The sequence below is a fragment of the Roseovarius azorensis genome (assembly GCF_900109455.1).
In the GTDB taxonomy this organism is placed as follows: Bacteria; Pseudomonadota; Alphaproteobacteria; order Rhodobacterales; family Rhodobacteraceae; genus Roseovarius; species Roseovarius azorensis.
Genome location: NZ_FOAG01000005.1, coordinates 110062 through 134668, shown reverse-complemented (window position 1 = coordinate 134668; position 24607 = coordinate 110062). Strand labels below are relative to the sequence as shown.

The 24607-nt window shown below is 61.6% G+C and carries 21 protein-coding genes; 13 read left to right on the top strand and 8 right to left on the bottom strand.

The window, feature by feature from the left end; all coding sequences use genetic code 11:
* Nucleotides 1-19: 19 nt before the first annotated feature.
* The 3 genes from BSG08_RS09275 to BSG08_RS09265 form a co-directional block, all read right to left on the bottom strand.
* Nucleotides 20-673 carry a hypothetical protein gene (locus tag BSG08_RS09275; RefSeq protein ID WP_093035563.1) on the bottom strand — a complete coding sequence of 218 codons (654 nt, stop codon included), beginning with the start codon at nt 671-673 and terminating at the stop codon, nt 20-22.
* Nucleotides 674-831: 158 nt separating this feature from the next.
* Entirely contained in the window at nt 832-4785 is a 3954-nt protein-coding gene (locus BSG08_RS09270; RefSeq protein WP_139274552.1) for a calcium-binding protein, read from the bottom strand.
* Between the two features lie 531 nt (nt 4786-5316).
* Nucleotides 5317-5958, bottom strand: a complete 642-nt coding sequence (locus tag BSG08_RS09265) for a hypothetical protein (protein ID WP_139274551.1) — start codon at nt 5956-5958, stop codon at nt 5317-5319.
* Between the two features lie 158 nt (nt 5959-6116).
* On the opposite strand from BSG08_RS09265, the gene rfbC reads away from it, so the two are divergent.
* The 5 genes from rfbC to rfbA are packed head-to-tail and all read left to right on the top strand — an operon-like array spanning nt 6117 to nt 10132.
* Nucleotides 6117-6683: a dTDP-4-dehydrorhamnose 3,5-epimerase gene (gene rfbC / locus BSG08_RS09260; protein ID WP_093035553.1), complete on the top strand. Its 567-nt coding sequence runs from the start codon at nt 6117-6119 to the stop codon at nt 6681-6683.
* Entirely contained in the window at nt 6680-7720 is a 1041-nt protein-coding gene (gene rfbB, locus BSG08_RS09255; protein ID WP_093035550.1) for a dTDP-glucose 4,6-dehydratase, read from the top strand. Before rfbC ends, rfbB begins: the two co-directional genes overlap by 4 nt.
* A gap of 1 nt (nt 7721) precedes the next feature.
* Nucleotides 7722-8399 (top strand): sulfotransferase family 2 domain-containing protein, encoded by a 678-nt coding sequence (locus tag BSG08_RS09250; protein WP_093035547.1) that lies wholly within the window; start codon nt 7722-7724, stop codon nt 8397-8399.
* Nucleotides 8396-9247, top strand: a complete 852-nt coding sequence (rfbD, locus tag BSG08_RS09245; protein WP_093035544.1) for a dTDP-4-dehydrorhamnose reductase — start codon at nt 8396-8398, stop codon at nt 9245-9247. The genes BSG08_RS09250 and rfbD overlap by 4 nt, the downstream gene beginning before the upstream one ends.
* 12 nt (nt 9248-9259) lie before the next feature.
* Nucleotides 9260-10132: a glucose-1-phosphate thymidylyltransferase RfbA gene (gene rfbA, locus BSG08_RS09240; protein ID WP_093035541.1), complete on the top strand. Its 873-nt coding sequence runs from the start codon at nt 9260-9262 to the stop codon at nt 10130-10132.
* Here rfbA and BSG08_RS09235 read toward each other — a convergent pair.
* The gene (locus BSG08_RS09235; protein ID WP_093035537.1) at nt 10129-11568 is read right to left on the bottom strand and encodes a mannose-1-phosphate guanylyltransferase/mannose-6-phosphate isomerase; all 1440 of its coding nucleotides are present in this window, start codon (nt 11566-11568) and stop codon (nt 10129-10131) included. The genes rfbA and BSG08_RS09235 overlap by 4 nt on opposite strands.
* Before the next feature lie 216 nt (nt 11569-11784).
* Between BSG08_RS09235 and BSG08_RS09230 the strand changes: the two genes are divergently transcribed.
* Nucleotides 11785-12648: a sulfotransferase gene (locus BSG08_RS09230; protein ID WP_093035535.1), complete on the top strand. Its 864-nt coding sequence runs from the start codon at nt 11785-11787 to the stop codon at nt 12646-12648.
* Nucleotides 12649-12678: 30 nt separating this feature from the next.
* Here BSG08_RS09230 and BSG08_RS09225 read toward each other — a convergent pair whose 3' ends face one another.
* Nucleotides 12679-13482 carry an ABC transporter permease gene (locus BSG08_RS09225; protein WP_245770645.1) on the bottom strand — a complete coding sequence of 268 codons (804 nt, stop codon included), beginning with the start codon at nt 13480-13482 and terminating at the stop codon, nt 12679-12681.
* Nucleotides 13483-13575: 93 nt separating this feature from the next.
* Between BSG08_RS09225 and BSG08_RS09220 the strand changes: the two genes are divergently transcribed.
* The 5 genes from BSG08_RS09220 to BSG08_RS09200 all read left to right on the top strand — a co-directional run bounded on the left by BSG08_RS09220 (nt 13576) and on the right by BSG08_RS09200 (nt 19147).
* Entirely contained in the window at nt 13576-14805 is a 1230-nt protein-coding gene (locus BSG08_RS09220; RefSeq protein ID WP_245770644.1) for a KpsE/RkpR family capsule polysaccharide export protein, read from the top strand.
* 11 nt (nt 14806-14816) lie between these two features.
* Nucleotides 14817-15503: an ABC transporter ATP-binding protein gene (locus BSG08_RS09215; protein WP_093035532.1), complete on the top strand. Its 687-nt coding sequence runs from the start codon at nt 14817-14819 to the stop codon at nt 15501-15503.
* Nucleotides 15493-16467, top strand: coding sequence for a glycosyltransferase (locus BSG08_RS09210; RefSeq protein WP_093035529.1), 975 nt, complete (start codon nt 15493-15495; stop codon nt 16465-16467). Before BSG08_RS09215 ends, BSG08_RS09210 begins: the two co-directional genes overlap by 11 nt.
* 128 nt (nt 16468-16595) lie before the next feature.
* Nucleotides 16596-17915 (top strand): glycosyltransferase, encoded by a 1320-nt coding sequence (locus tag BSG08_RS09205; protein ID WP_093035526.1) that lies wholly within the window; start codon nt 16596-16598, stop codon nt 17913-17915.
* On the top strand, nt 17912-19147 hold the full coding sequence (locus BSG08_RS09200; protein WP_175544744.1) for a glycosyltransferase: 1236 nt from the start codon (nt 17912-17914) through the stop codon (nt 19145-19147). The genes BSG08_RS09205 and BSG08_RS09200 overlap by 4 nt, the downstream gene beginning before the upstream one ends.
* Here BSG08_RS09200 and glmM read toward each other — a convergent pair.
* A complete protein-coding gene (glmM, locus tag BSG08_RS09195) occupies nt 19144-20493 on the bottom strand; it encodes a phosphoglucosamine mutase (protein WP_093035520.1) in 1350 nt (449 codons plus the stop codon). The two genes, BSG08_RS09200 and glmM, sit on opposite strands and share 4 nt — an antisense overlap.
* A 162-nt stretch (nt 20494-20655) precedes the next feature.
* Here glmM and BSG08_RS09190 point away from each other — a divergent pair, with 162 nt between their 5' ends.
* Together BSG08_RS09190 and BSG08_RS09185 are read left to right on the top strand one after the other, a co-directional pair.
* Nucleotides 20656-21993 (top strand): UDP-glucose dehydrogenase family protein, encoded by a 1338-nt coding sequence (locus tag BSG08_RS09190; protein ID WP_093035517.1) that lies wholly within the window; start codon nt 20656-20658, stop codon nt 21991-21993.
* 12 nt (nt 21994-22005) lie between these two features.
* The gene (locus tag BSG08_RS09185; protein WP_093035514.1) at nt 22006-22764 is read left to right on the top strand and encodes an SDR family NAD(P)-dependent oxidoreductase; all 759 of its coding nucleotides are present in this window, start codon (nt 22006-22008) and stop codon (nt 22762-22764) included.
* A 3-nt stretch (nt 22765-22767) separates the two neighbouring features.
* Here BSG08_RS09185 and BSG08_RS09180 read toward each other — a convergent pair whose 3' ends face one another.
* A complete protein-coding gene (locus tag BSG08_RS09180; RefSeq protein WP_093035511.1) occupies nt 22768-23148 on the bottom strand; it encodes a hypothetical protein in 381 nt (126 codons plus the stop codon).
* A gap of 89 nt (nt 23149-23237) precedes the next feature.
* Nucleotides 23238-24497: a glycerate kinase type-2 family protein gene (locus BSG08_RS09175; RefSeq protein WP_093035508.1), complete on the bottom strand. Its 1260-nt coding sequence runs from the start codon at nt 24495-24497 to the stop codon at nt 23238-23240.
* Nucleotides 24498-24607 lie beyond the last annotated feature (110 nt).

Genomic DNA, 24607 nt, shown 5'->3' with positions numbered 1-24607 from the left:
CGATCAAGACCGACACGGATCAGGTGAACGCGCCGAGATCCTTGTAACTTCCGGGATTCATGAAAGCCTTGATCTGCGCGTGCGCCTCTGGACCGGGCGGCGTGGTGCCAAGAAAGGCGCGTAATTCGTCGATGAAATGATCCGGTTCCGCGATGCATTTCTCGTAGCTGAGAAACATCTTGGGGCATTTGTAGAGCGCGATCACCTCCTTGATCTGGCGCAGCCGCCGGATGTAGGTGCCCAGAAGATCCTCGATCGAGCCACCCTTGTGGTCGTGCATCCGATAGCTTTCAGCGGGGAAATCGCGGAAAACGATGATCAGGTGAGGGTTTGCGATATCGTCGGCAAGCTTTGGCAGATAGCGGGCGGCATTCGGGAATTTCCAACCCCAGACCAGCTGTTCGGTGTTGCGCCAGGCGATGGTCCGCCGGATGCTGGCAAGTTTGGTCTCGTAGGTTCCGTGCTGCACATCGAGATTGAAGGCGGGATCCTCTAGATTGCGGGGCAGATCCTGTCCGATATCGAGACCCAGCAGAGCAGCGACACCCGCCACCATCGTCGTGCCGCCGCGCGGCATGCCGAAGATCACATAGGTTCGCTGCGGATCGTCGGTGCCGGGGCGTTTCCCCTCGCTGAGGATGAAGCTTCTTTTCCTGGATGCAGAGGGGGCCATGATGGGATTTCCTGAAACGGTTGCAGCGAACGGGCCGTGGCAGGCAGTCGGTCGGTCGGCCCGGCCAGATATTCCTAGATGTTGTCGGCCCGCCTGAAAAGAGTGCGGCGTGTGACGCACATGCAAAAGTTGTTCCGCGAGGGTGGCGGATTGCCCGATCAGAAGATGAAGTCATTGGCGTCGAGATCGTTCAGCAGGACATTCTGGAGCAGGATGGAGTTGCCGCCGCCGGTGTCGATCAGCACATCCGCCCCGATCTGGAACGAGACGGCAAGCACCGAGGCGATGTCGCCCAGCGTCGACAACCCGCTGAAGTCTATCTTTTCCGCGTTGTTGGCGGCCTCGAAATCGGTGATCGTGTCGGTCCCGTGCCCGTCGGCAAAGATGAATGTATCGGCGTTGAACCCGCCGGTCAGCAGGTCATTCCCCTCGCCGCCATCAAGCGTGTCGAATCCGCTGCCGCCGTCGAGCGTGTCATTGCCGGGGCCGCCAAACAGCTGATCGGCCTGCGCGCCCCCGGCGATGAAATCATTGCCCTCGCCGCCAAAGAGGGTGTCAAAGCCGCCATTGCCGCGCAGGATATCGTTGCCGTCACCGCCATGAATCAGGTCGCGCCCGGTGCCGCCGATCAGAAGATCATTTCCCGCATCGCCATAAAGCGTGTCGTCCCCGTCGCCGCCGCGCAGCGTGTCGTCGCCCCGACCGCCGAACATCAGATCGTTGTCGGCCTCGCCCAGCATCCGGTCGCGCCCGTCATCGCCATGCATCACGTCATTTCCGTCGCCGCCCAGCATCCGGTCATCGCCGTTTCCGCCAAACATAGTGTCCTGGCCCGGCCCGCCCAGCATCCGGTCGGCCTGATCGCCACCGAACATCAGGTCGTCACCCTCGCCGCCGTCGAGGAAATCGAACCCGCCGCCGCCTTCGAGCGTATCGTTGCCCTCGCCGCCGAACAGCCGGTCGCGACCGTTCCCGCCGATCAGGCGATCCGCGCCCGCGCCGCCAAACAGTCGGTCATTGCCCTCGCGTCCCATCAGGATGTCATTGCCATCCTCGCCATACAGATCATCCGGCCCGGATCCGCCGGACAGCGTGTCATTGCCCGCGCTGCCGAACAGGAGGCCCGGGCCTTCTCCGCCTTCCAGGCGGTCGTTGCCCGCACCGCCATGAAGCGTGTCAAACCCATCCCCGCCAAACAGCGTGTCATCGCCGTCGCCACCGAAAAGAAGGTCATTGCCCAAGTCGCCTTGTAAAATATCGGCCTGCGCGCCGCCGTCGAGCGTGTCATCGCCATCCCCGCCGAAGAGCATATCGAGGCCTGTTCCTCCTTCGAGGAAATCATCTCCAGTGTCTCCGAAAAGAGTGTCGTTTCCGCTTCCACCATAAAGTCGATCATGACCTTCTCCGCCCGAAAGAACGTCATTGCCGTTCACACCCAGTAATGTGTCATTTCCAGCCCCACCAAATAATGTGTCGTTGCCCCAAACGCCGCTTAAGTGATTGTTTCCGGAATTTCCGATGATGAGATTGTCCAGTGCGTTGCCCACACCAATGAGGTCATGGGTACCCAGGAGTTCCAAGTGCTCAATATCGTCACCTGTCGAATGTTTCCGTAGTGTAAAATTTACAAGACTTCGCACTGTATCTTGGCCGTCTCCTGCATCGATGATCTTAATATCTGTTGCATCGACGAAGAAAATATCATCTCCAGACGTGCCTTTGAGGATTTTTGAGTCCAGATGATCTTGTTCGGCGAAAGGGGGTTCGGTTTGAACGGGGCCGCCGTCGCTAACGTGATCGCTGTTTGGTGGAGTACCCGAGAATACGAAATCGTCTTGCGAGATCAGTTCAACGGCACTCTCATGCAAACCCTCTATGAAAAAGTTACTTCCGTAGTTGTCCTGAACGAATAGGCGACCGGAAGTCCAGAATATCAGAAGTTCGTCAAATGACCGCGCTGGCCAAGCTGAAATATCAATAACATCGTCACCGAAGACAAAATCCAGTATAATATCCCCGCCTGCACTTCCGGCATTAATGACAAATCTGTCAGCGCCTGCGCCACCGCTTAGAAAATCAACACCGGCACCTCCCTTGAGAACATCATCCCCCGCGCCACCATAGAGCGTGTCATTGTTTTCGCCCCCTTCAAGAGTGTCATTTCCTTCGCTGCCGAAGAGTTCATCGGATCCATGCCCGCCAAACAAAAGATCATTACCCCCTCCTCCAAGGAGGGTATCGTCTCCGGCCTTGCCATTGATGATGTCGTCTCCCCCAAGTCCTTTCAATAAGTTGTTCCCGGAATTCCCTACTATAATGTTATCAGAAGCATTTCCGATGCCGACTAGGTTTTTCGATCCGAGAAGGTGGAGAGTTTCTATGTCCGTTCCGTTCGAGTGTTCACGGAGGTCAAAACTCACCGAACTCTGAACGGTATCTTCGCCCTCACCTGAGTTGATGATTTGATCATCCTGATGGTTGATCCTGAACAAATCATTCCCGGATGTGCCCTCATGTATGTCAACAACACGTCGATCTAAAGTTATGCGTATAATCTCGTAGTCATGGTTGAATGTGATATCCAGATCGGAACCGGCGCCTGATTTCCTAATTGAAATATCGGTTTCGTGAACTATCTCACCAATATGTCCAATTAAGTGCCCTGTGGTTGGATTGAAGAACTGATTACCAGTGTCAAAAAGACGGGTTATGCTTACGTTATCAAAGCTCTCGTTGAAATGGAGCGTGTAGTCGAGCGTTTCGGCCTCAAAATCCTTGGCAACAAGAAAGATTACTACTAAATCTTCGTTCTCGAAGACGTATGAATTTACGCTATCGTCCACTCGAAGAAATTCCTTCGAAACCTGTCCTCCTTCCCAAATTGTCTCAACGGGCGAGGTGTTGTTCTGAAAACCATCATGGATATACATGCCCGGCAGGCTTTCCGCCATCAATGTGTATAGCTGTCCACCCAGAAAGATCACATTCTGAAAACCCAATGATCCGTCAGTTCCAAATCCGAGTCCGAAAATTGTGCCATAATCCATTCCTTCGGATAACAGCGTTGTTGTGAGTTGGAGGATATTTGTCAAACCCGGAGCATGAAACTCTATATCCTGGTCACCTTGAGCCGCCGGTGAAAGGTGTCCGACAATCAGGCTGAGCTCCCGTCCCGAGGCACTTTCCCAAAGATCAGTAACATCTGAGAGCGTTCTACCATTCACCGGATCCGAAAGGCCGCGCTCTATTCCCCAGAAATTCGGGACGTAACGATGCCAAATTAATGAGTCAATGGCATCAAGGGCTCCCACGTCCTGCAGGGCCGCAATGAAATCCAGATTGTCGGCGTATTCCCCCCACCCTCCGTTTATGACGCCATTGTCGTCAAATCCCCTAGCCGGATCATCGTCTCGGGAAGCAAACCTTCCGATCTGGACGGCAATATTGACGTCGTAATCCGTGGGATTCAACATCGGGTCTTGCAAGACTTGATTAAGTTCATCAACCATTGCGGCGAAGACATCGCCAACTGTTCTAGCTACATCAACGCCTGGTTGCAGAAAGTTGTCCTGCCAGATTGGAAGGGCATAGTACTCAGACCCTATTTCGAGGACAAACTCCTTGGGCAATGGGCCGAAATCACCATTCAGCAACCTTGTTGCGAAGAGTCGAATATCCTGCCTCGCCCATTCCAACCCTTGATCGTGATCTGCGAAAGCAGCTTCGATGTATGGCACGGTCGGCGCAATCATGGCAAAACTGGCATCGTTTTCAACGGCGAAGCTCATCACTTCCCGGAGGCCCTCTCGTGGCACTGGTGCACCAGTCAGGCCATCGGATATGTCACGGTCCCATTTGACAAGGTTTTCAAATGTCAGGTCGAAGACGATCTCGCGCGAGCCATCCGGGCTGTTGTCGATATTTATTCCTTCTTCAACGGGAATGCCTCCCGGCCATCTTATGTGGTCAAATCCGACGACTTCGTGGCGGCTCTCAAAATTGGAGAAAAATTCCCACCCTAGAAACTCGGCACCCAATGCGGAGCTTGCGATGGGTCCATCGGTTTTGGAAAGGGTTTCCGTTCTAAGGTCGAAGAAAAGGTCTTTATTCACGACACTGCTCCCACACTAAACAAAGCCCTAAAGGGCAAACTTAGGTGGAGAGCTAATTGCCTTTGGATTCTGTTCTTATGTGCTGGCAGATTCTCCTGCCTTAATGAATTTCCCGACCTTCAAACTTGAAGCTTTTGCATTATCTGAAGAGAAAAAGGGAAACACTTACTTACTCACTCACCCGATCATTAATCTGCGGCCAAATAGTTCACCACGCGTTAATACCTCGGATTTGAAAAGTTAAAGTTTGGAATAGCCGCCGTGGTTTCCGGTAAACGCCGAGTCAATCCTCGCTAAAGATCGCGCTCTTGGTTGGCTCAGTGTCGCGGGTAATCCCCCATTTTTAACGAGGTCATTCCACGGTTCAAGCTTTCAACGAATTGTTACAAGCTTTTAACGAATTGTTAGCAAGCAGTGTCTTAACGTTACAACCGAAAGAATATGATTGCGTAAGCATATAACTTGGGAGGCGAACTTGAGAAAGCCGGAATCACATCAATGGATGACCGAAGTCCTCAAGGATATGACGGATTATTCTGTCCTTAATGGGCTGAAGCGCTCGCATGACGCTCTATCCTCCACGCAACAGATCGTAAGGCTGGAAATTGAGCAGTTGTGCCGCAACGAGATTATCGGCGAAATCAACAACTGAACTGCTGCCGGTTTTGTGGACGCCAGCCCGCCACTGCGCAGCGCCGCCAGCGCGGTCCCCGAGGTGAGCCCGCCGAGTTTGATCATCTCTGCCAGATTTGCCGCATCAAGGCTGCCGAGGTTGAGGCTCTGCAACGGGCCTCCGGTGGTCAGGTTGAGGCCAAGCAACGGCGCAGAGTTCAGCCCGGCCAGAAAAAGATGTGTCCCGGCCCCGTCCTGATGTACCAACAGATTGGTGGTCTCCAGCTGCAGCAACCGGTCATCCAGCGCCCAACTGCCGGTGACACGGGTCTCGCCGGGCATGGCGCCGGGTGTGAGCAGGCTCAGCCAGCCCGCGCCGCGGGTCGCGGCGGCGATGAGCGGCCCGCCGGGCCCCTCTATGACCATGATATCGGTCAGGCCGACAAAGGCCCCTTCCTGATCCGCATGCGCGGCCCCCGGACTTGTCAGATTGACCCGAACCACTGCGATACCCCCCCAACACACCAGACGATCCCCATCGTGTCTGTCAGGGTGCCTCATGCTGATCCTCCGGGTGTGATCGGAATGTGGCATTCCTTTGAAAGGACTCTCGGATTTTAATAGGATTTTCAGCTATCCCGGATGAAATGCCGACGCAGCCGTGACAAACCGGCGGGTGCTTGCTAAAGCCGAAGCATCGTATTTTACGGAGATTGCCGATGAAGGTTTCCGAAACGGGTCTGCCGGGCGTTCTCTTGCTGGAACCTGCGCGGTTTGGCGATGCGCGCGGGTTTTTCTCGGAAAGCTGGAATCGCAGGACACTGGCGCAGCACGGAATCGGGATCGACTTTGTGCAGGACAATCACTCGCTCTCGGCGCAGGCGGGCACGGTGCGGGGGCTGCATTTCCAGTCCCCGCCACATGCGCAGGCCAAGCTGGTGCGCTGCGGGCGCGGGTGCCTGTTCGATGTGGCGGTCGATATCCGGCGGGGCAGCCCGACCTATGGCAAATGGGTGGGGTATGAGCTGAGCTTCGAGAATGGCCGTCAACTGCTGATCCCCGAGGGTTTCCTGCACGGATTCGTCACGCGCGAACCCGATACGGAAATCTGTTACAAATGCAGCGATTACTATGCCCCCGATTGCGATGGGGCGGTGCGGTTCGACGATCCTGATCTGGCGATCGACTGGCGGCTGAAAGGCGAGGCGATCCTGTCGGACAAGGATCGCACCGCCCCCCTGTTCCGGGATTTCGACAGCCCGTTCATCCATGAGGTGCGCACATGAAGATTCTGGTGACAGGCGGCTGCGGCTTTATCGGTTCCGCGGTGGTGCGGCTGGCGGTGGCGCGCGGGCATCAGGTGGTGAACGTGGACGCGCTCACCTATGCTGGACGGCTGGAAAATGTGGCCGAGGTAGCAGGCAACCCGCTCTATCGTTTCGAGCAGGCCGATATCCGCGATCGCGCGGCGATGGAACGGCTGTTTGTCGCCCATGCGCCCGATGCCGTGATGCATCTGGCCGCCGAGAGCCATGTTGACCGCTCGATCGATGGCCCCGGCGCGTTTGTCGGGACCAACATCACCGGCACCTACAACATGCTTGAGGCGGCGCGCGCTCACTGGCTGCGCTCTGGGCGGGCGGAGGCGTTTCGTTTCCACCATATCTCGACCGATGAGGTTTATGGATCGCTTGGCCGCGAGGGGCTATTCACAGAGGACACGCCATATGACCCGCGCAGTCCCTATTCGGCCTCCAAGGCGGCTTCGGATCATCTGGCGCGGGCGTGGTTTCACACCTATGGCCTGCCGGTGGTGCTGACCAATTGCTCGAACAATTACGGCCCCTTCCATTTCCCCGAAAAGCTGATCCCCAAGGCGATCCTCAACGCCCTGCAGGGCAAGACGATCCCGGTCTACGGACAGGGCGAGAACGTGCGCGACTGGCTCTATGTCGAGGACCATGCCGATGCCCTGTTGCTGGCCGTCGAAAAGGGCGTGCCGGGGCGCAGCTACAACGTGGGCGGTTATAACGAGCGGCGCAATATTGATCTGGTGCATGCCATCTGTGATCTTCTCGATGTCAGGCGGCCGCGTGCGCAGGGGCGCTATCGCGATTTCATCGCGTTTGTCCCGGATCGCCCCGGGCATGATGCGCGCTATGCGATCGATCCTGCGCGGATCAGCCGCGAACTGGGCTGGAAACCCTCGGTCACGGTCGAGGAGGGGCTGGAGAAGACCGTGAACTGGTATCTGGCGAACGAGGGCTGGTGGCGACCTCTGCTTGCGGTCGAGGGTGTCGGCACGCGCGTGGGCGTGGTCTGACATGCCGATCCTGCGCTGCGACGGACGCCTGATCTATTTCGCGCATGTCCCCAAATGCGCGGGCACCGCGATCGAGCAGTATCTGTCGGATCATTGCGGACCGCTGGCCTTGCTCGACCCGGCATTCGGCAAACTGCCCGCCGAGGCGCGATGGAGCGTGACATCGCCGCAGCATGTGGATGCGGCCAGTCTTGCGCGGCTCTTTCCGGCGGGGTTCTTTGATGCCGCATTCACGGTGGTGCGTCATCCGGTGGGGCGGCTGGCCTCGGTCTATCAGTTCCAGCGCGATATCGAGCGGCGCATTCCGCAGAGCATCGGCTTTGCCCGTTGGCTCAGAGGGCTGGCTGAGGCGGGTGAGGCGCTGCATCGGCGCTATGACGGACATACGCGGCCAATGGATGCGTTCGTGCCGGATGGGGCGACAGTCTTTCGGCTGGAGGATGGGCTGGAGCCGCTTGTGGCTTGGCTGCGCGGGATGCTGCCGGGGCGGAACCTGCCCGATCTCATTCCTGCGCGGAACGTGCTGGCGCGGCGGTTGAAGATTCTGGGCCAGACCCCGCGTGCGCCGCGCATCACGCCAAAGGCGCGGGATCTTATCGGACGGTTGCATGCGCGGGATTTCGAGCGCTTCGGATATGATCCGGCAGAGCCAGGGCAAAACCGGGAGAGCGCGGCATGACCCTGTTGGTTTTTGGTAGAACCGGCCAGGTGGCCATGGAACTGGCGCGGTTGGTCCCTGACGCCGTGTTCCTGAGCCGCGAGCAGGCGGACCTAGGCGATCCCGACGCCTGCGCCGATGCGATCCGGGCGCATGGTCCGCATGCCGTGATCAATGCCGCCGCCTATACCGTCGTGGACCGCGCCGAGCAAGAAGAGCCGCTGGCCACACGCATCAACGGCGCGGCGCCCGGCGCGATGGCACGCACCTGCGCCGGATTGGGTATCCCGTTCGTCCACATCTCGACCGATTACGTTTTTGACGGCAGCGGCAGCGCGCCGTGGCGGCCAAGCGATCCGACCGCGCCGCAGAACGCCTATGGACGCAGCAAATGCGCGGGCGAAGAGGCGGTGCGCGCGGCGGCTGGGACGCATGCGATCCTGCGCACCTCATGGGTGTTTTCGACGCACGGCGCGAACTTTGTGAAAACCATGCTGCGCCTAAGCGAAACACGCGATGCACTCGGTATCGTCGAGGATCAGATCGGTGGCCCCACCCTCGCGGCGGATATTGCGGGAGCCTGCCTTGCCATCGCGGATCAGCTTTTGTCCGATCCGGGCAAATCCGGCACCTATCATTTTTCCGGTGCGCCGGATATCAGCTGGAAGGGCTTTGCCGAGGCGATTTTCGCTGAGACCGACCGGCGCGTGACGATCGCCGGCATTGCGACCGCGGACTATCCGACACCTGCGGCGCGTCCGCTCAATTCACGGCTGGATTGTCAGAGCACGCGCGACGTGTTCGGGATCGGGCGACCGGACTGGCGCGCGGGTCTGCGCGCCTGTCTGGGACAATTGAACAGTCATTGAAAAGGGGCGGAGATGGGCAAGCGCAAGGGCATCATTCTGGCAGGCGGATCGGGCACACGGCTCTATCCGATCACCATGGGGCTGTCGAAACAGCTCTTGCCGATCTATGACAAGCCGATGATCTACTATCCGATTTCGGTGCTGATGCTGGCGGGCATCCGCGAGATCGCGATGATCACCACGCCGCAGGATCAGGACCAGTTCCGCCGCATGCTGGGAGACGGCAGCCAATGGGGCCTGTCGCTGAGCTATATCTCGCAGCCCTCGCCCGACGGGCTGGCGCAGGCCTATCTGCTGGCCGAGGAGTTTCTGGCCGGGGCGCCCTCGGCGATGGTGCTTGGCGACAACATCTTTTTCGGTCACGGTCTGCCCGAACTGCTGGCCGAAGCGGATGCGCAGGACACGGGCGGGACGGTATTTGGTTATCACGTGGCGGATCCCGAGCGCTATGGTGTCGTGGATTTCGATTCCGAGGGACGCGCCCGCGAGATCATCGAGAAACCGGCGGTGCCGCCGTCGAACTATGCGGTGACGGGGCTCTACTTCCTCGATGGCGAGGCGTCGCGGCTGGCGCGCGCGGTGAAGCCCTCGGCGCGCGGCGAGCTTGAGATCACCTCGCTTCTGGAAATGTATCTCAAGGCGGGCAGGCTGACGGTCAAGCGCATGGGGCGCGGCTATGCCTGGCTCGATACCGGCACCCATGCCAGCCTGCTCGACGCGGGCAATTTCGTCCGCACGTTGCAGGAGCGGCAGGGATTGCAGACCGGATGCCTTGACGAGATCGCGCATAATCAGGGCTGGATCAGCGACGATGATCTGACGGAACGCGCCGGGCAGTTCCAGAAGAACGATTACGGGCGCTATCTGAAAGGGCTGCTGCGCTAACCCCTCGCCCCCTGACCGCGCGCATAGACATCCTCGTAACGGATGATGTCATCCTCGCCCAGGTAGATGCCGGTCTGCACCTCGATCAACTCCATCGGCACCTTGCCGGGGTTCTCCATCCGATGCACCGCGCCCAGCGGGATGAACACCGACTGGTTTTCCGAAACCAGTCTGATTTCGTTGTCGACGGTCACCCGTGCGGTGCCTTGCACGACGATCCAGTGCTCGGCGCGGTGGACATGGCTTTGCAGGCTGAGCGCCGCGCCGGGGTTGACCACGATGCGTTTGACCTGGAACCGCTCGCCCAGAATGAGCGTCTCGAAAAAGCCCCAGGGCCGGTGGTCCTTGGGAAAGGTGTCGGCCTGCGCCACACCCTCGTTGCGCAGTGTCCTGACCAGCGTGCCGACGTCGTGAACCCGGTTCCGGTCGGCCACCAGTACCGCGTCTGGCATCGCGATGGCCACGATGTCGCGCAGGCCGAGCCCCACCAGATGCTGCCCGCCCGCCTCGGCGCGCAAGAGCGTGTTGACGCAATCCACCGCCGTGACCGGGCCGGTGATGACCAGTCCCTGCGAATCGGCGTCGCTGTGCTGACGCACCGATTCCCAGCCGCCAAGGTCAGACCAGTCGCCCTCATGCACGGCAACCGAAAGGCGATCGGATTTCTCCATGATCGCATAGTCAATCGAAATGTCTGCGCAGCCCGACCATGGCTCGGGTGCGAGACGAAGGAATCCCAGATCGGGGGTTGCACCGCTGACGGCAGTGCGCACCTGCGCCAGTATTTCCGGTGCATGGGTTTCGAAGGCGGCGATGAGCACGGCGGCGGAATAGAGGAATATCCCGGAATTCCACATGAAACTGCCGGTGGCCAGCATCTCCCGGGCGTGCTTCAGCTCCGGTTTCTCGACAAAACGCCGCAACGGAATAGTCTCAGCCGAGCCGGAAGCGGCGTCAAGTTCAAGATACCCATAGCCGGTTTCGGCCCGGTCGGGCCTGATGCCGAAGGTAACGATCCGGCCTGCCTCCGCCGCTTCGATCCCGCGCGTCACCGTGGCGCGAAAAGTGTCCACCTCTTCGATATAGTGATCCGATGGCGCGGCGAGGATCAGCGCATCGGGATCGTCCCCCGCCACGACCAGAGCGGCGGCCAGAAGTGCCGGCGCGGTGTTGCGCGCCTCTGGTTCGATCAGCACCTTGCCGGGGTCGATACCGACATCGGCAAGCTGTTGGGTCACGATAAAACGGAAGTCGGAATTGGTGACCACAACAGGGGCAGCAAACATCTGCCCCGAACAGCGGATGGCGGATTGCTGAAAGAGGCTGCCCTCGCCGATCATCGACACGAACTGCTTGGGATAGCTCTTGCGCGACAGCGGCCACAGACGGGTGCCGGACCCGCCACAGAGGATGACTGGTGTGATTGGGGCTGTCATTCCGTCTCCTGATACCTTCGACCGTCGCATCGGTGCAGAAAATGCCTGCTGTTCCGCTGATAGCCCGAAGCGGTCGTGAAAAAAAGCGTCACCTCTGAAATCCCGTCAGAAAATGCACGATGACAAGGATTTGTGTTCTCTGCCGTCTAGGCGTTTCAACTTTGGCGTGTATAGCTGTGGGCCGGCAACAATCACGTATCGGAGGGCGGCAAGGCGATGGTTGAAGGTGGCGTATTCGGGAACCTGTTTCTCAGCATAGGAGCGATGAAGGCCGGAACGACATGGTTGAATGCCGTACTCAGGCGCCATCCGGAGCTGAACTGCCCGATCGAAAAGGAAATCCATTATTTTTATCATCGTTATGTTGACCGCTCGACGTTGAGCGATGTGCGCCGGCTTCAGAATACGCGCAACGACTATATCCTGCGGTTTGACCCGGAAACCGCAAATCCGGACATGGTGAGGCGAAATCTGCAATGGGTCTGCGCCTATCTGGATCGCCCGGTGGACGATTTCTGGTATCGCAACCTGTTTGACATGCGATCGCACGAGAGGTTCGCCTGCGACTTTTCCAACCTCAACGCTCTTCTGCCAGCCGAGGCCTGGCAGCAGATCGCGTCAAGGACAGATGATCTGCGCGTCCTCTACACCATGCGCGATCCGGTCAAGCGGCTCTGGAGCCATATGAAGTTCGACCTTCAGTTCAACGGGAAACTTGATCTTCTGGCGGGCTGGGGCGCGCAAGACTATAACGCCTATCTCAGGCAGGACCACATATGGGTGAATGCGGAATATGGTCGGGTTCTCAGAAACCTCTACGCGGCGTTGCCGGAAAGCTCTCGCAAGGTCATGTTCTACGACGACATCGAGGCGGACAACCTTGGTGCGATCCGCGCGGTCGAATCGTTTCTCGGATTGCAGCCGTTCGACTATCCGAGATGGCTGCTAGAGCGCCGCTTTACCGAAAGCGCCAGGGTCGGGATGCCTGATTTTTTCCCGGCATTGGTCGCCGACGACGTCGCGCGCATCAAGGCCGAGATCGCGGAACTGGGGATCGACCCGCCGGCGTCATGGCTGTGAGATGCCGGCGGGATGCCGCAGCGGCATCATTCATTTGAGCAGCGCGTCGCGGTGAAAGCGGCGCAGCAGCAACAGGCCGGAAATCAGGCAGATCGCGGACAGGCCCAGCACATAGATCGCCGAGACATGGCTGGGGTGGTAAAACGGAAAATACCCGTCTCGCATCTGACCAACCACATGCACCAGAGGATTGAACCACAGATAATCCGCATAGGGCCGCGGAACCGCCTCGAAGATGAAGAAGATGCACGAGACGATAAAGAGCGGCCGGGTCGTGATCGCCCATATCGTCTGCCACAGCGGATAGGCGGCGGTGAGGAAACTGTTGAGCGTGCCAACGCCCGCTGCCAGAGCGATCACCATGCCATAGGCCGTCGCGATCTTGCCCATGTCCGGCACGGTATGGGTGTCCAAAGCGTGGACGATGAAAAGCAGGATGATGAAATGCACCATCAACTGCGTCAGCGTGTTCAGAATGAGCCGTGCCAGCAGAGCATCGACAAAGGTGATACGCGGATAGGATAGCAGATTTTTCGAAAACAGTATGGTCTGGCCCAGCTTGTTCGAGATATCCAGAAACATCAGGAACGGCAGGATGCCGCCAGCGTAGAACAACGCAAAACTGGTGCCCAGAGCCGGTGCGCGAAAGCCGATCGAAAAGATCAGGGTCAAGAGCACTATACCCGCCGCCGGTTCCGCGATGGCCCACAGATAGCCGCCCGGTGAACGCCCGTAGGTTGTCGACATTTCTCGCAGGACCAGCGCAAACACCGCTCTGGAAGAGGCCAGAGAGGCGCGCCGCGCCAAGGGTGCGGTCCGGGGCAGGGTGATCACGGCACATCCTTTTCGCCGGGATTTCGGAAACCCTATCTTAACCAATTTGAAGTTAAGATTTTCTTTATGGATGCAGAGCAAGGCGCCACTGACATGACAGGCAACGAAGCGGCACGGCGAAATCATGGGGCAGATACCCCTGCAAGGCCGGTTCACGTCCCGGCGCCGCCGCCCCGGATTGCCGCCATTCCCCTGCCCGCCTCGGCCAGCCGTGTCAGGCCCCGCCATAGGTTTCTGTTCCTGAGCTTTGTGCTTATAGTCGTACTGCCGGTTGTCGGGGCAGGTTATTACCTCTACGCGCGGGCTGCGGATCAATACGCCTCGCATGTCGGGTTCTCGGTGCGCACCGAGGAGAAAAGCGCCGCGATCGAGATCCTGGGCGGCATCACCGAACTGTCGGGTTCCAGCTCTTCGGATACGGACATCCTGTTTGCCTATCTGACTAGCCAGGAACTGGTGCGCAAGGTCGATGAACGGGTCGACCTGCGGGCTATCTGGTCAAGGGTCAGCCCCTCGCAGGATCCGGTCCATGCCTACCGGACACCCGGAACCATCGAGGATCTGATGGGCCAGTGGGAAAAGATGATCACGATCATCCATGACAGCGGTTCGGGCATGATCGACCTGCGCATTCTGGCCTTTGATCCGCTCGACGCCCAGAGAATCGCCGAGGCGTTGCTCGACGAAAGCTCGCGCATGATCAACAGGATCTCGGCGCTCGCGCGCGAGGATGCCATCGGCTATGCGCGCGACGAGCTTGATGTGGCGCTGCAACGCCTGCGCATGGCGCGGCAAGCGCTGACCACGTTTCGCAACCGCACGCAGATCGTCGATCCCGGCATCGACACGCAGAACCAGATGGGTCTTCTGGTGACCTTGCAGCAGCAGCTGGCGGGTGCGCTGATCGAACTCGATCTGCTTACCGAGACCACCCGCGAGAGCGATCCGCGCGTGGCTCAGGCCCGGCGGCGCGTGGCGGTGATCGAGGGGCGGATCGCCGCTGAACGGCACAAGCTGGGGCTTGGCGCGGGGGGGCGCGAGCGCAGTGATGTCTTTGCCAATCTCGTCGGCGAATACGAGGGCCTGATCGTGGACCGCGAATTCGCCGAGAGCGCCTATACTGCGGCGCTGGCGACATTTGACGCGGCACAGGCCGACGCGCGCCGCCAGAGCCGGTATCTGGCGGCCCATGTGCGCCCGACACTGGCCGAGAGGTCCGATTACCCGGAGCGGGGCAAGATCCTGTCGCTGATCCTGTTGTTTCTGCTCTTTTCCTGGGCAATTGCGGGGCTGGTCTATTACAGCGTCCGTGACCGTTCCTGAGCGGGGCCGGGATGATCCGTCTGGAACGCCTGAGCAAATCCTTCGCCATGAGGGGCGAGCGCAAGACCGTCATCGACAACGTGACCGCGACCTTTCCCGAGGGGCGCAGCGTGGCCCTGCTCGGGCGCAACGGCGCGGGCAAGAGCACTCTGCTCCAGATCATCGCCGGCACGATCCGCCCGACATCCGGTTGCGTTGTATCGGAGGGATCGGTTTCCTATCCGGTGGGCTTTGCAGGTTCCTTTCACCCGGATCTCACCGGGCTGCAGAACACCCGCTTTGTCGCCCGGCTTTACGGTGTCGATACCGATGAACTGGTCGATTTCGTCGAGGACTTTGCAGAACTGGGAAGACAGTTCCGGATGCCGCTCAGGAGCTATTCTTCGGGGATGCGGTCGCGGCTGTCGTTCGGCGTCTCGATGGGTATTCCGTTCGACACCTATCTGGTGGACGAGGTGACCTCGGTCGGGGACGGGGCATTCCGGCGGAAAAGCATCCGGGTCTTTGACGAACGGCGCAAGACCTCGGGCGCCATCGTGGTGACCCATTCGATGCCGATGGTGCGCCGGATGTGCGACATGGCGGCAGTACTCGAAGAGGGGCGGCTGGTGTTCTACAATGACCTTGAGGCGGCGATCGCGCATCACGAGCACGAGATGGCGCTGCCAGTGCAGAGCGGCCGGGCGAATGGGTGGTGAGGCCGTGACGGCCCGCCCACCCGTCGTCGCGTCGCAGGCGCGCATCGCGATTCTCATGGCGGTGCGAAACGGGGCTGCGCATCTGCGCGAGCAACTGGACAGTATCGCCGCCCAGACCCATGCCAACTGGCATATACTGGCCAGCGATGACGGTTCGCAGGATCACAGCAGGGTCATCCTGTCAGAGTTTGCCGCGCGGGACGGTGGTCTGACCGTGCTTGAGGGGCCTCAGGCCGGCGCGGCCGCGAACTTTCTGTTCCTGATCCGGCAGCTTGGGCAATACGGGGATGACGAGGGCTGGACCGCCTTCAGCGATCAGGACGATGTTTGGTACCCCGCGCGGCTGGAACGCGGGTTGGCGGCGCTATCGCATGTCCCTGAGACGACGCCTGCGCTTTTCTGTAGCCGTCTGACCATCACCGACCCGCAGTTGCGGCCGCTGCGGCGGTCGCCGTCGCGCCCCCGGCCGCCGGGATTTTGCAATGCTCTGGTGCAGAATATCGCGGCGGGCAACACCATCCTGCTCAACCTGGCGGCCACGCGCCTGATCGTTGCAGCGGCGGTGGAAGTGCAAGATCTGGTGATTCACGACTGGTGGATCTACCAGATCGTTTCGGGGGTGGGTGGCGTTGTTGTCCATGATGACGCGGCGCTGGTGCTCTATCGCCAGCATTCCGGCAATCAGATCGGAGCCAATGACACGCTGCGCGCGCGCGGCAAACGGATGATGATGGTCCTGCGGGGGCAATTCCGCCTCTGGAACGACATCAACATCCGCGCCCTGCAAGGCTCGGCGCATCGCTTCACGCCAGAAAATCAGGCGCTGCTGGAGGGGTTTGCCCGGATGCGCGACAGCCGGTTCTGCCTGCACCGGCTCTGGCGGCTCTGGCGGCTGGGGCTCTACCGGCAACATCTGCCGGGCAGTTGCGCGCTGTGGCTATCGGCATTGCTGCGGCGTCTCTGATCCGTTGGGCACGGGTTTCATCTGCGCTCATCCGTCGGCAGGCCGCAAACCTTAACCCTTTATCAACCATAAGATCCCAAGACTGACCGTGAGCGACGATCTCCTGTCGTGCATAGGTTGAGTGACGCATGCTCCGAACGCTTCTTCGTCCCGCGCTGATTTGGCGCTTTTGTGCGTCGGCTCGGGAGGAAGGGCTGACGCAGGCCCTGCGCAAGGCGCGGATCCATGCCGGCAGGGTGTGGCGCGGTGACGGGCGCAGTGCGGTGGCGCCCGCGACCGATGTGCCGTCCGGCGTGGCGGCCTTTTACCTGTCCGGCACATGGCAGAGCCTTGCGCGCGCCGGGGGATTCGCGGTCAGCCAGCCGCCCGCCGTGCTGTCGCGACGGCGCAGGATCGCGCTCATCGGCGATCTCAACCTGCCGCAATGCCGCAAATACCGGGTCGAGCAACTGGCCGCGTTCTGGCTGGCGCGCGATGTCGAGGTAGTCCATTCGCATTATCTGGACGTGCCGCGCTCGGTGCATGCGCTGCAGGAGGCCACGCATCTGATCGAATACCGGCTAAGGGCGATGCCGGTGAACGCGATGTATCGCTACGAGGCGCGGCGGCTGAAGCTGCCGGTTCTCTACGATCTTGACGATCCGTTATTCTCGGTTCCGGCCTATGAGACCTATCACAACATGACCGCCCTCGATCCGAGTCTGAAGCAGCATTTTCTGACCGAGGCGCCAAGCTATCTGGAGACGATGAACGGCGCCGATATCCTGTCGGTCTCGACGCCGGGCATGGCCGCCCATACCCGCGATTTCACGCCGCGCCCGGTCTTTGTGCGGCGCAATTTCGCGGATGCGCAGACGCTGGATCAGGGCCGCCTTGCGCTTGCAGAGGCGGCAGCGCGCGATGACAGCCTGTTTCGGGTCGCGTTCGCCAGCGGGTCGCAGGGGCATGAGGCCGATTTCGCGGTGATCGCGGATCAGATTGCGGCGTTTCTCGACGGGGCGGGCAACCGCCGTCTTGTGATTCTGGGGCATTTCGACACACGCCGGTTGCCAACGGTCCTGCGGGATCGTGTCGAGGTGCATGGATTTAGCACCTATGACAGTTATCTGCACAGCCTGGCTCGGGCCGATTGCGCGGTCATGCCGCTGGCAGACGATCTGTTCAACCGCTGCAAGAGCGCGGTGCGCGTGATCGACGCCGCCGCCGTCGGCCTGCCCAGCATCGTCGGGCGGGTGAGCGACATGGCACATGTGGTCCGCGGCGGGCGGACCGGCATCGTGGTGCCGGACGACAGCGGCTGGCTGAGCGCGCTCGAGACGCTTGCCGACGATCCTGCGGGAACGCGGGCCATGGGGGCGGCGGCGCGCCGCGATCTGGAAACCCGCTGGTCGGGGCAAGAGGCCGCCCACATCATTGCGCCGGAGTTGCTCGAATGGGTGCGCGGATGAGCGGGCGGCATATCCTGCTGGCCAACGTGTTCTTTGCGCCTTTCACCTATGGCGGTGCGACGATCGTGGCCGAAGAGGTGGCGCGCGCGCTGATCCGCAGGCACGGGATGCGCGTCACGGCGGTGTCGGTGTGCCGTCGGGCGGATCTGGTCCCTTACGGGTTGATCCGTTCCGAGGTGGCGGGGATCACGAATTACCTGATCAACCTGCCGCCGCAGGTGTCCTATGCCGAGATCTACAACAACTCGCGCGTGACCGAGATTGTCGCGCGGCTGATGGATCAACTGGCACCTGACCTGTTGCATGCCCATTGCGTTCAGGACATGGGCGCGGGCTTTCTTCAGGCGGCGCGGGCGCGCGGTCTGCCGACGATCCTGAGCGTGCATGATTTCTGGTGGCTGTGCGAGCGGCAATTCATGATCCGTTCCGATCAGCGTTATTGCGGGCAGAATCCGGTGGATATCACCCGCTGCCGGGGCTGCGTGCAGGAGATGAGTGCGGCGCGCACGCGGCAGGACTTCTTGTTTCAGCAGGCCGCGCAGGCCGATATCGTCACCTACCCCAGCCAATTTGCGCGCGATCTGAGCGAGGCATCCGGTCTTGCGCCCGGCAAGGGCGTGGTCTGGCCCAATGGTGTCACCCTGCCGGACGAGGGATTTTTCAGGATGCAGGCGGCGCGGCGGGCGGGCGATCCGCGAATAGCCTTCGGTTTTCTCGGCGGACCCTCGCAGATCAAGGGTTGGCCGCTCATACGGCGCACGTTCACCGGGCTGGGGCGCAGCGATTTCAGGGGCTATCTGGTCGATGGCAGCCTCGATGGCAACTGGTGGCGTGGGCACGACCTGACGGGGCTGGATGGCGATTGGCAGGTGTATCCGCGGTTCGATCAGGCCGGGATGGATGCGTTCTATGCCAGGATTGATGTGCTCTTGTTCGCATCGCAGTGGAAGGAAACCTATGGGCTGGCGATTCGCGAGGCGCTGGCGCGCGGTATTCAGGTGATCCAGACCGATAGCGGCGGCACCACCGAACATACGGCAGTGCGGCCCGAGACGCTGATCCCCATCGGCGCGGGGCCAGAGGCGCTGCGCCCGCAGATAGTGGCGGCGCTCATGTGCGATCCCGCGCAGTTTCCTGCACATCGCGTTTGCGGCTTTGGTGATCAGGCGGCGGAGCTGGCGCGGATGATCGGGGGTCTCTTGGGGCAGGACATCGCTCGAGCTCGCGCCTAGCTTTCACGCCGTACGGCGTCGACGACGCTGCTCAGCACCCGTTCCAGCTGGGCCGGATCCAGCGCCTCGGCCATGACCCGGATCAGCGGTTCGGTGCCCGAGGGCCGGATCAGCAACCGCCCGTCAGCGCCAAGCGCGCGCTCTGCCTCAAGGATCGCGCTCTGCACCGCATCGCTCTTGAGCGGCGTCTTGCCCTTGGCAAATCGCACATTGACCAGTTGCTGCGGCACGGGCGTAAACACCTGCATCAGTTCGCTGGCCGGTTGGCCGGTTTCGACCATGGCGGCGAGAAATTGCAAGGCTCCGATCAGACCGTCGCCGGTGGTGGCGTAATCCGTCATCACGATATGGCCCGATTGCTCGCCACCCAGATTATGCCCGCCCGCGCGCATTTCCTCGACCACGTAGCGGTCTCCGACCGGGGTGCGTTTCAATGCGATTCCCTGTGCGTTCAGATGCCGCTCCAGCCCCAGATTCGACATCACCGTCGCCACCAGCGTATTGCCCGCCAGCCGCCCCTCCTGCGCCCAGCGGGTGGCAATCAGCGCCATCAGCTGATCGCCATCGGCGATCCGGCCTGTCTCGTCGATCAGCACCACGCGATCCGCGTCGCCATCAAGACAGATGCCCAGATCGGCGCGGGTGTCCAACACCCTGCGCGCGGCGGCCTGCGGCTTGGTCGAGCCGCAGTCGAGATTGATGTTGAACCCGTCTGGTTCCACCCCCAGGGTGATCACCTCGGCGCCCAGTTCCCACAGCACCTCGGGGGCGGTGCGATAGGCGGCGCCATTGGCGCAATCCAGCACGATGCGCAGACCTTCCAGGCGACGGCGGTGGGGAAAGGTGGTCTTGGCATATTCCACGTAACGCCCGCGCGCGTCGTCGATCCGTTTGGCGCGGCCGATATTCTCGGGCGCGGCGGGGGTGACACCGTTATTCAGCAGCGCCTCGATCCCGGCCTCGGCCTCATCGCTCAGCTTGTAGCCGTCCGGGCCAAACAGCTTGATCCCGTTATCCGACGCCGGGTTGTGGCTGGCCGAGATCATCACGCCAACATCGGCGCGCAGGCTGTGCGTGAGATAGCCGATCGCGGGCGTCGGCACCGGCCCGAGCAGAAACACGTTCATCCCCGTCGAGGCGAATCCGGCGGTCAGCGCGTATTCGATCATGTAGCCCGACAGCCGCGTGTCCTTGCCGATCACGACACGATGTTCCTGCTTGTCCTGCTTGTCGCGCCGGAAATAGCGCCCGGCGGCGGCGCCCAGACGCAGCGCCATGTCGGCGGTCATCGGCCAGCTGTTGGCCTGCCCGCGCACCCCGTCGGTGCCAAAGAGTTTCTCACCCATGTCATTTCCCTCAGCCGATACCCGATCCGGCAGGCAACCGTTGTCCCCGGCTCATAACGCGCCGCGTGGGCGCTGTCCAATCTCTCGGGCGGTTTGTTGACTATCCGCCTCGGGCACCGCATACCGGATCGGGCGGATGTGTGGAGTTGACAGGCGGACCTGATGAAAATCGCAATGATCGGCACCGGCTATGTCGGGCTTGTGTCCGGGGTATGTTTTTCGGATTTTGGGCATGAGGTGGTCTGCGTGGACAAGAATCCCGACAAGATCGCCATGCTGGCGCGGGGCGAGGTGCCGATCTTCGAGCCGGGGCTGGAGGCGCTCATGGCCAGGAATGTCGAAGCCGGGCGGCTCGAATTTACCACCGATCTGGTGCAAGCCGTCGAAGGGGCCGAGGCGGTGTTCATTGCCGTGGGCACGCCGACAAGGCGCGGCGACGGGCATGCCGATCTGAGCTATGTCATGGCTGCCGCCGAGGAGGTCGCCCGCGCGGCACGCGACTATGTGGTGATTGTCACCAAGTCTACTGTGCCCGTCGGAACCAACCGCGCCGTCAGGCAAGTGGTGAAAAAGGCCAATCCGGAGCTGGAGTTCGATGTCGCCTCGAACCCTGAATTCCTGCGCGAAGGGGCCGCCATCGACGATTTCATGAAACCCGACCGCGTGGTTGTCGGCGTGCAGTCCACGCGCGCGGCGGATGTCATGGCGGATATCTACCGCCCGCTCTATCTGCGCGATTTTCCGATTGTCACGACGGATCTGGAATCGGCCGAGATGATCAAATATGCGGCCAATGCGTTTCTTGCCACCAAGATCAGTTTCATCAACGAGATTGCGGCGCTCTGCGAGCGCACCGGCGGCGATGTCAAGGAAGTGGCCCGTGGCATCGGTCTTGACGGGCGCATCGGCAACAAGTTCCTGCATGCGGGTCCCGGCTATGGCGGCAGCTGTTTTCCCAAGGACACCAGGGCGCTGGCCCGGATCGGACAGGAGCACGGCCTGCCGATGCAGATCACCGAAACGGTGATCGGCGTCAACGAAACGGTCAAGCGCCGGATGATCGACAAGCTGCTCGATCTCTGCGACGGCACGTTCAACGGCAAGACCGTGGCTGTGCTGGGCGTGACCTTCAAGCCCAACACCGACGACATGCGCGAGGCCCCCAGCCTCACGATCATTCCGGCGCTGGTCGGTGCCGGGGCACGTGTGAGGGTCTGCGATCCGCAGGGCGCGCGCGAGGGCGAGGCGCTCTTGCCTGGGGTCAGCTGGCAGGACGATCCCTACAAATGCGCGGGCAAGGCCGATCTGCTGGTGATCCTGACCGAATGGAACGAGTTTCGCGCCCTCGATCTCAAGCGGCTGGCGCGCAGGATGGCCAGGCCGCGCATGGCCGATCTGCGCAACATCTATTCGGTCAAGGATGCACGGCGCGCCGGGTTCGAGGCCTATGACAGCATCGGCCGCGCGCCCTATCGCCGCGATATGCCCGCGGGCAAGTGAGGAGAGCAAGTGTTGTCCGATACCCCCAAGACAGCCGTCGTAACCGGTGCCGCGCGCGGTATCGGCCTGGCAACCGCGCGACAGTTCCTCGATCAGGGCTGGCGTGTCGTGATGATCGACCGCGACGCGCCCGCGCTGGAAGCGGTCGCAGCGCCGCTGGCCAATGCCGATCCGGTGGTTTGCGACGTGTCGCAGCCCGATCAGGTGGCCCGGATGGCCGCCCATGTGACCGCGACCTGCACCAGCGTCGATGCGCTGGTCAACAACGCGGGCGTGGCGGATTTCGGCCCACTGGCCGAAACCGATTTCGCCCGTTGGCGGGTGGTGATGGAGACCAATCTCGACGGGGTTTTCCTGATGTCCCAGGCGCTGCGCGAGCCGCTCTGCGCGGCACGCGGTTCAATCGTTAACGTCGCCTCGATTTCGGGGCTGCGCGCCTCGACGCTGCGGGTGGCCTATGGAACGTCCAAGGCGGCGGTCAGGCATCTGACACTGCAACAGGCGGCTGAACTCGGCGAATACGGCGTGCGCGCCAATTGCGTCTGCCCCGGCCCGGTGGCGACGAAACTGGCGATGGCAGTGCATTCGCCCGAGATCATCGCCGCCTATCACGACGCGATCCCGCTCAACCGCTACGGCACCGAGGACGAGATCGCCAATGTCATAACCTTCCTCTGCTCGGACAAGGCCAGCTATGTCACTGGCCAGATCATCGCCGTCGATGGCGGGTTCGAGGCGACGGGGATTGGGCTGCCGGCGTTGCGGGGGTAAGGTTCACTCCACCTGTCGCCCGGCCTGCACCTGAAACGGCTCCAGCCGGTCGCCGTTGATCCAGGCATAGTTGCCGTCGTCGTTGCGCACCATCGCGTAGGGCGTCCAGCCGGTGCTGCGCCACCAGCTCTCGTATTCGTTGGTCTCGGCGTTGACGCGCCAGCGCCCCTCGTCCGGCTTGCCGCCCTCGGGCACATAGAGCGTGCTGCCATCCGCATTGTAATACTGCCGGTAGGCGGTGCCGGACCAGGTGCCGACAATCGTGTTGCCCGCCAGCAGCGTCTCGATTTCGGGCGCGGTCATGCGGGTGGGTGCGGCAAGTGCCGGCAGGGCCGGGGCCAGCATCAGCGCCGCGAGGGTGGCGGTAAATGATCGGCGTTGCATGGGCAGTCTCCGTTGATTTCCGGACGCATTATCGCAAAACGCCGACCGGGATGCGACTCGAATCTGCAGGTTCTGCAAGTGACGCGGTGTCAGACCGGGGCGATCAGAATGCCGCGGAAGTCGTTGACATTGGTCAGAGTCGGCCCGGTCACCACCTGATCTCCGAGCGCGGCAAAGAAGGAATGGGCGTCATTGCCGGCCAGGGCCGTCTGCGGATCGACCCCGACGGCCCTGGCCTGCGCCAGCGTGTCAGGGCCAATCTTCGCCCCGGCCACCTCGGCGGCGCCATCCACCCCGTCGGTGTCGCAGGCAATGGCATGAATTCCCGGCGCGCGGTTCAGCGCGATGGCCAGCGCCAGCGCGTATTCGGCGTTGGGTCCGCCCACGCCGCTGCCGCGCCGCGTCACGGTCAACTCGCCCCCGGACAGCAGAAGAACGGGTGCGGCGTCCGGTGCAAGGCTTGCCTGCACCTCCAGTGCCTGTGCGGCATGGGCGCGGGCGATGTCGCGCGCCTCGCCTTCGAGTGCGTCTCCGAGGTTGCGCACTTCGATGCCCTCGGCGCTTGCCACCTTGGCGGCGGCGGCGAGCGACTGGCCGGGGGCGGCATAGATCACGTTCTCGACCCGGCTGAGGCGCGAATCGCCCGGCGGGACAACGCCGCTCCGCCCGGCCAGCGTCGCCAGCGCCGTCTCGGGCAGGTCGATGCCATAGCGTGTGACGATGCCAAGCGCATCGGCGGGCGTGCTCGGCTCGCCCACGGTCGGTCCTGATCCGATCATGCCGGGATCATCCCCCGGCACGTCCGAGATCATCAGAGCCAGCATGCGCGCAGGGTATGCTGCGGCGGCCAGTTGCCCGCCTTTCACCCGGCTCAGATGTTTGCGCAACACGTTCATCTGTCCGATGGGCGCGCCGGATGCCAGCAGCGCGGCGTTGACCGCCTGTTTCTCGGCCAGAGTGATCGCGCCCGCAGGCTGCACCAGCAACGCAGATGCCCCGCCCGAGATGAGCGCCAGCGCCATGTCACCCTCGCCCAACTCTTCGACAAGTCGCAGCATCCGGGCCGTGGCGCGCAGCCCGGCCTCGTCCGGTACCGGATGCGCCGCCTCGACGATCTCGATACCCTGACAGGGCCGGGCATAACCGTAGCGGGTGATCACCAGCCCCTCGCAGGGACCCCAGGCGGCCTCGACCGCTTCGGCCATGCGCGCGCTGGCCTTGCCCGCACCGATCACGACCAGCCGCCCGGCAGGGCGATCCGGCAGACAGGCCGCAAGGCTTTGCATCGGATCGGCCACGGCGACGGCGCGATCAAAGAGGCGGCGCAGGAGGATGAAGGGATCAGGCATGGTGTCGGGGCCTCGCAATTCCGGGTCGGGACACCCTAGCCACCTTTGCGCAAAGGCAAAAGAGGCCCGGTGGCTTGACATCGCAGGACGTGCGAGCGACAGACGCGGGC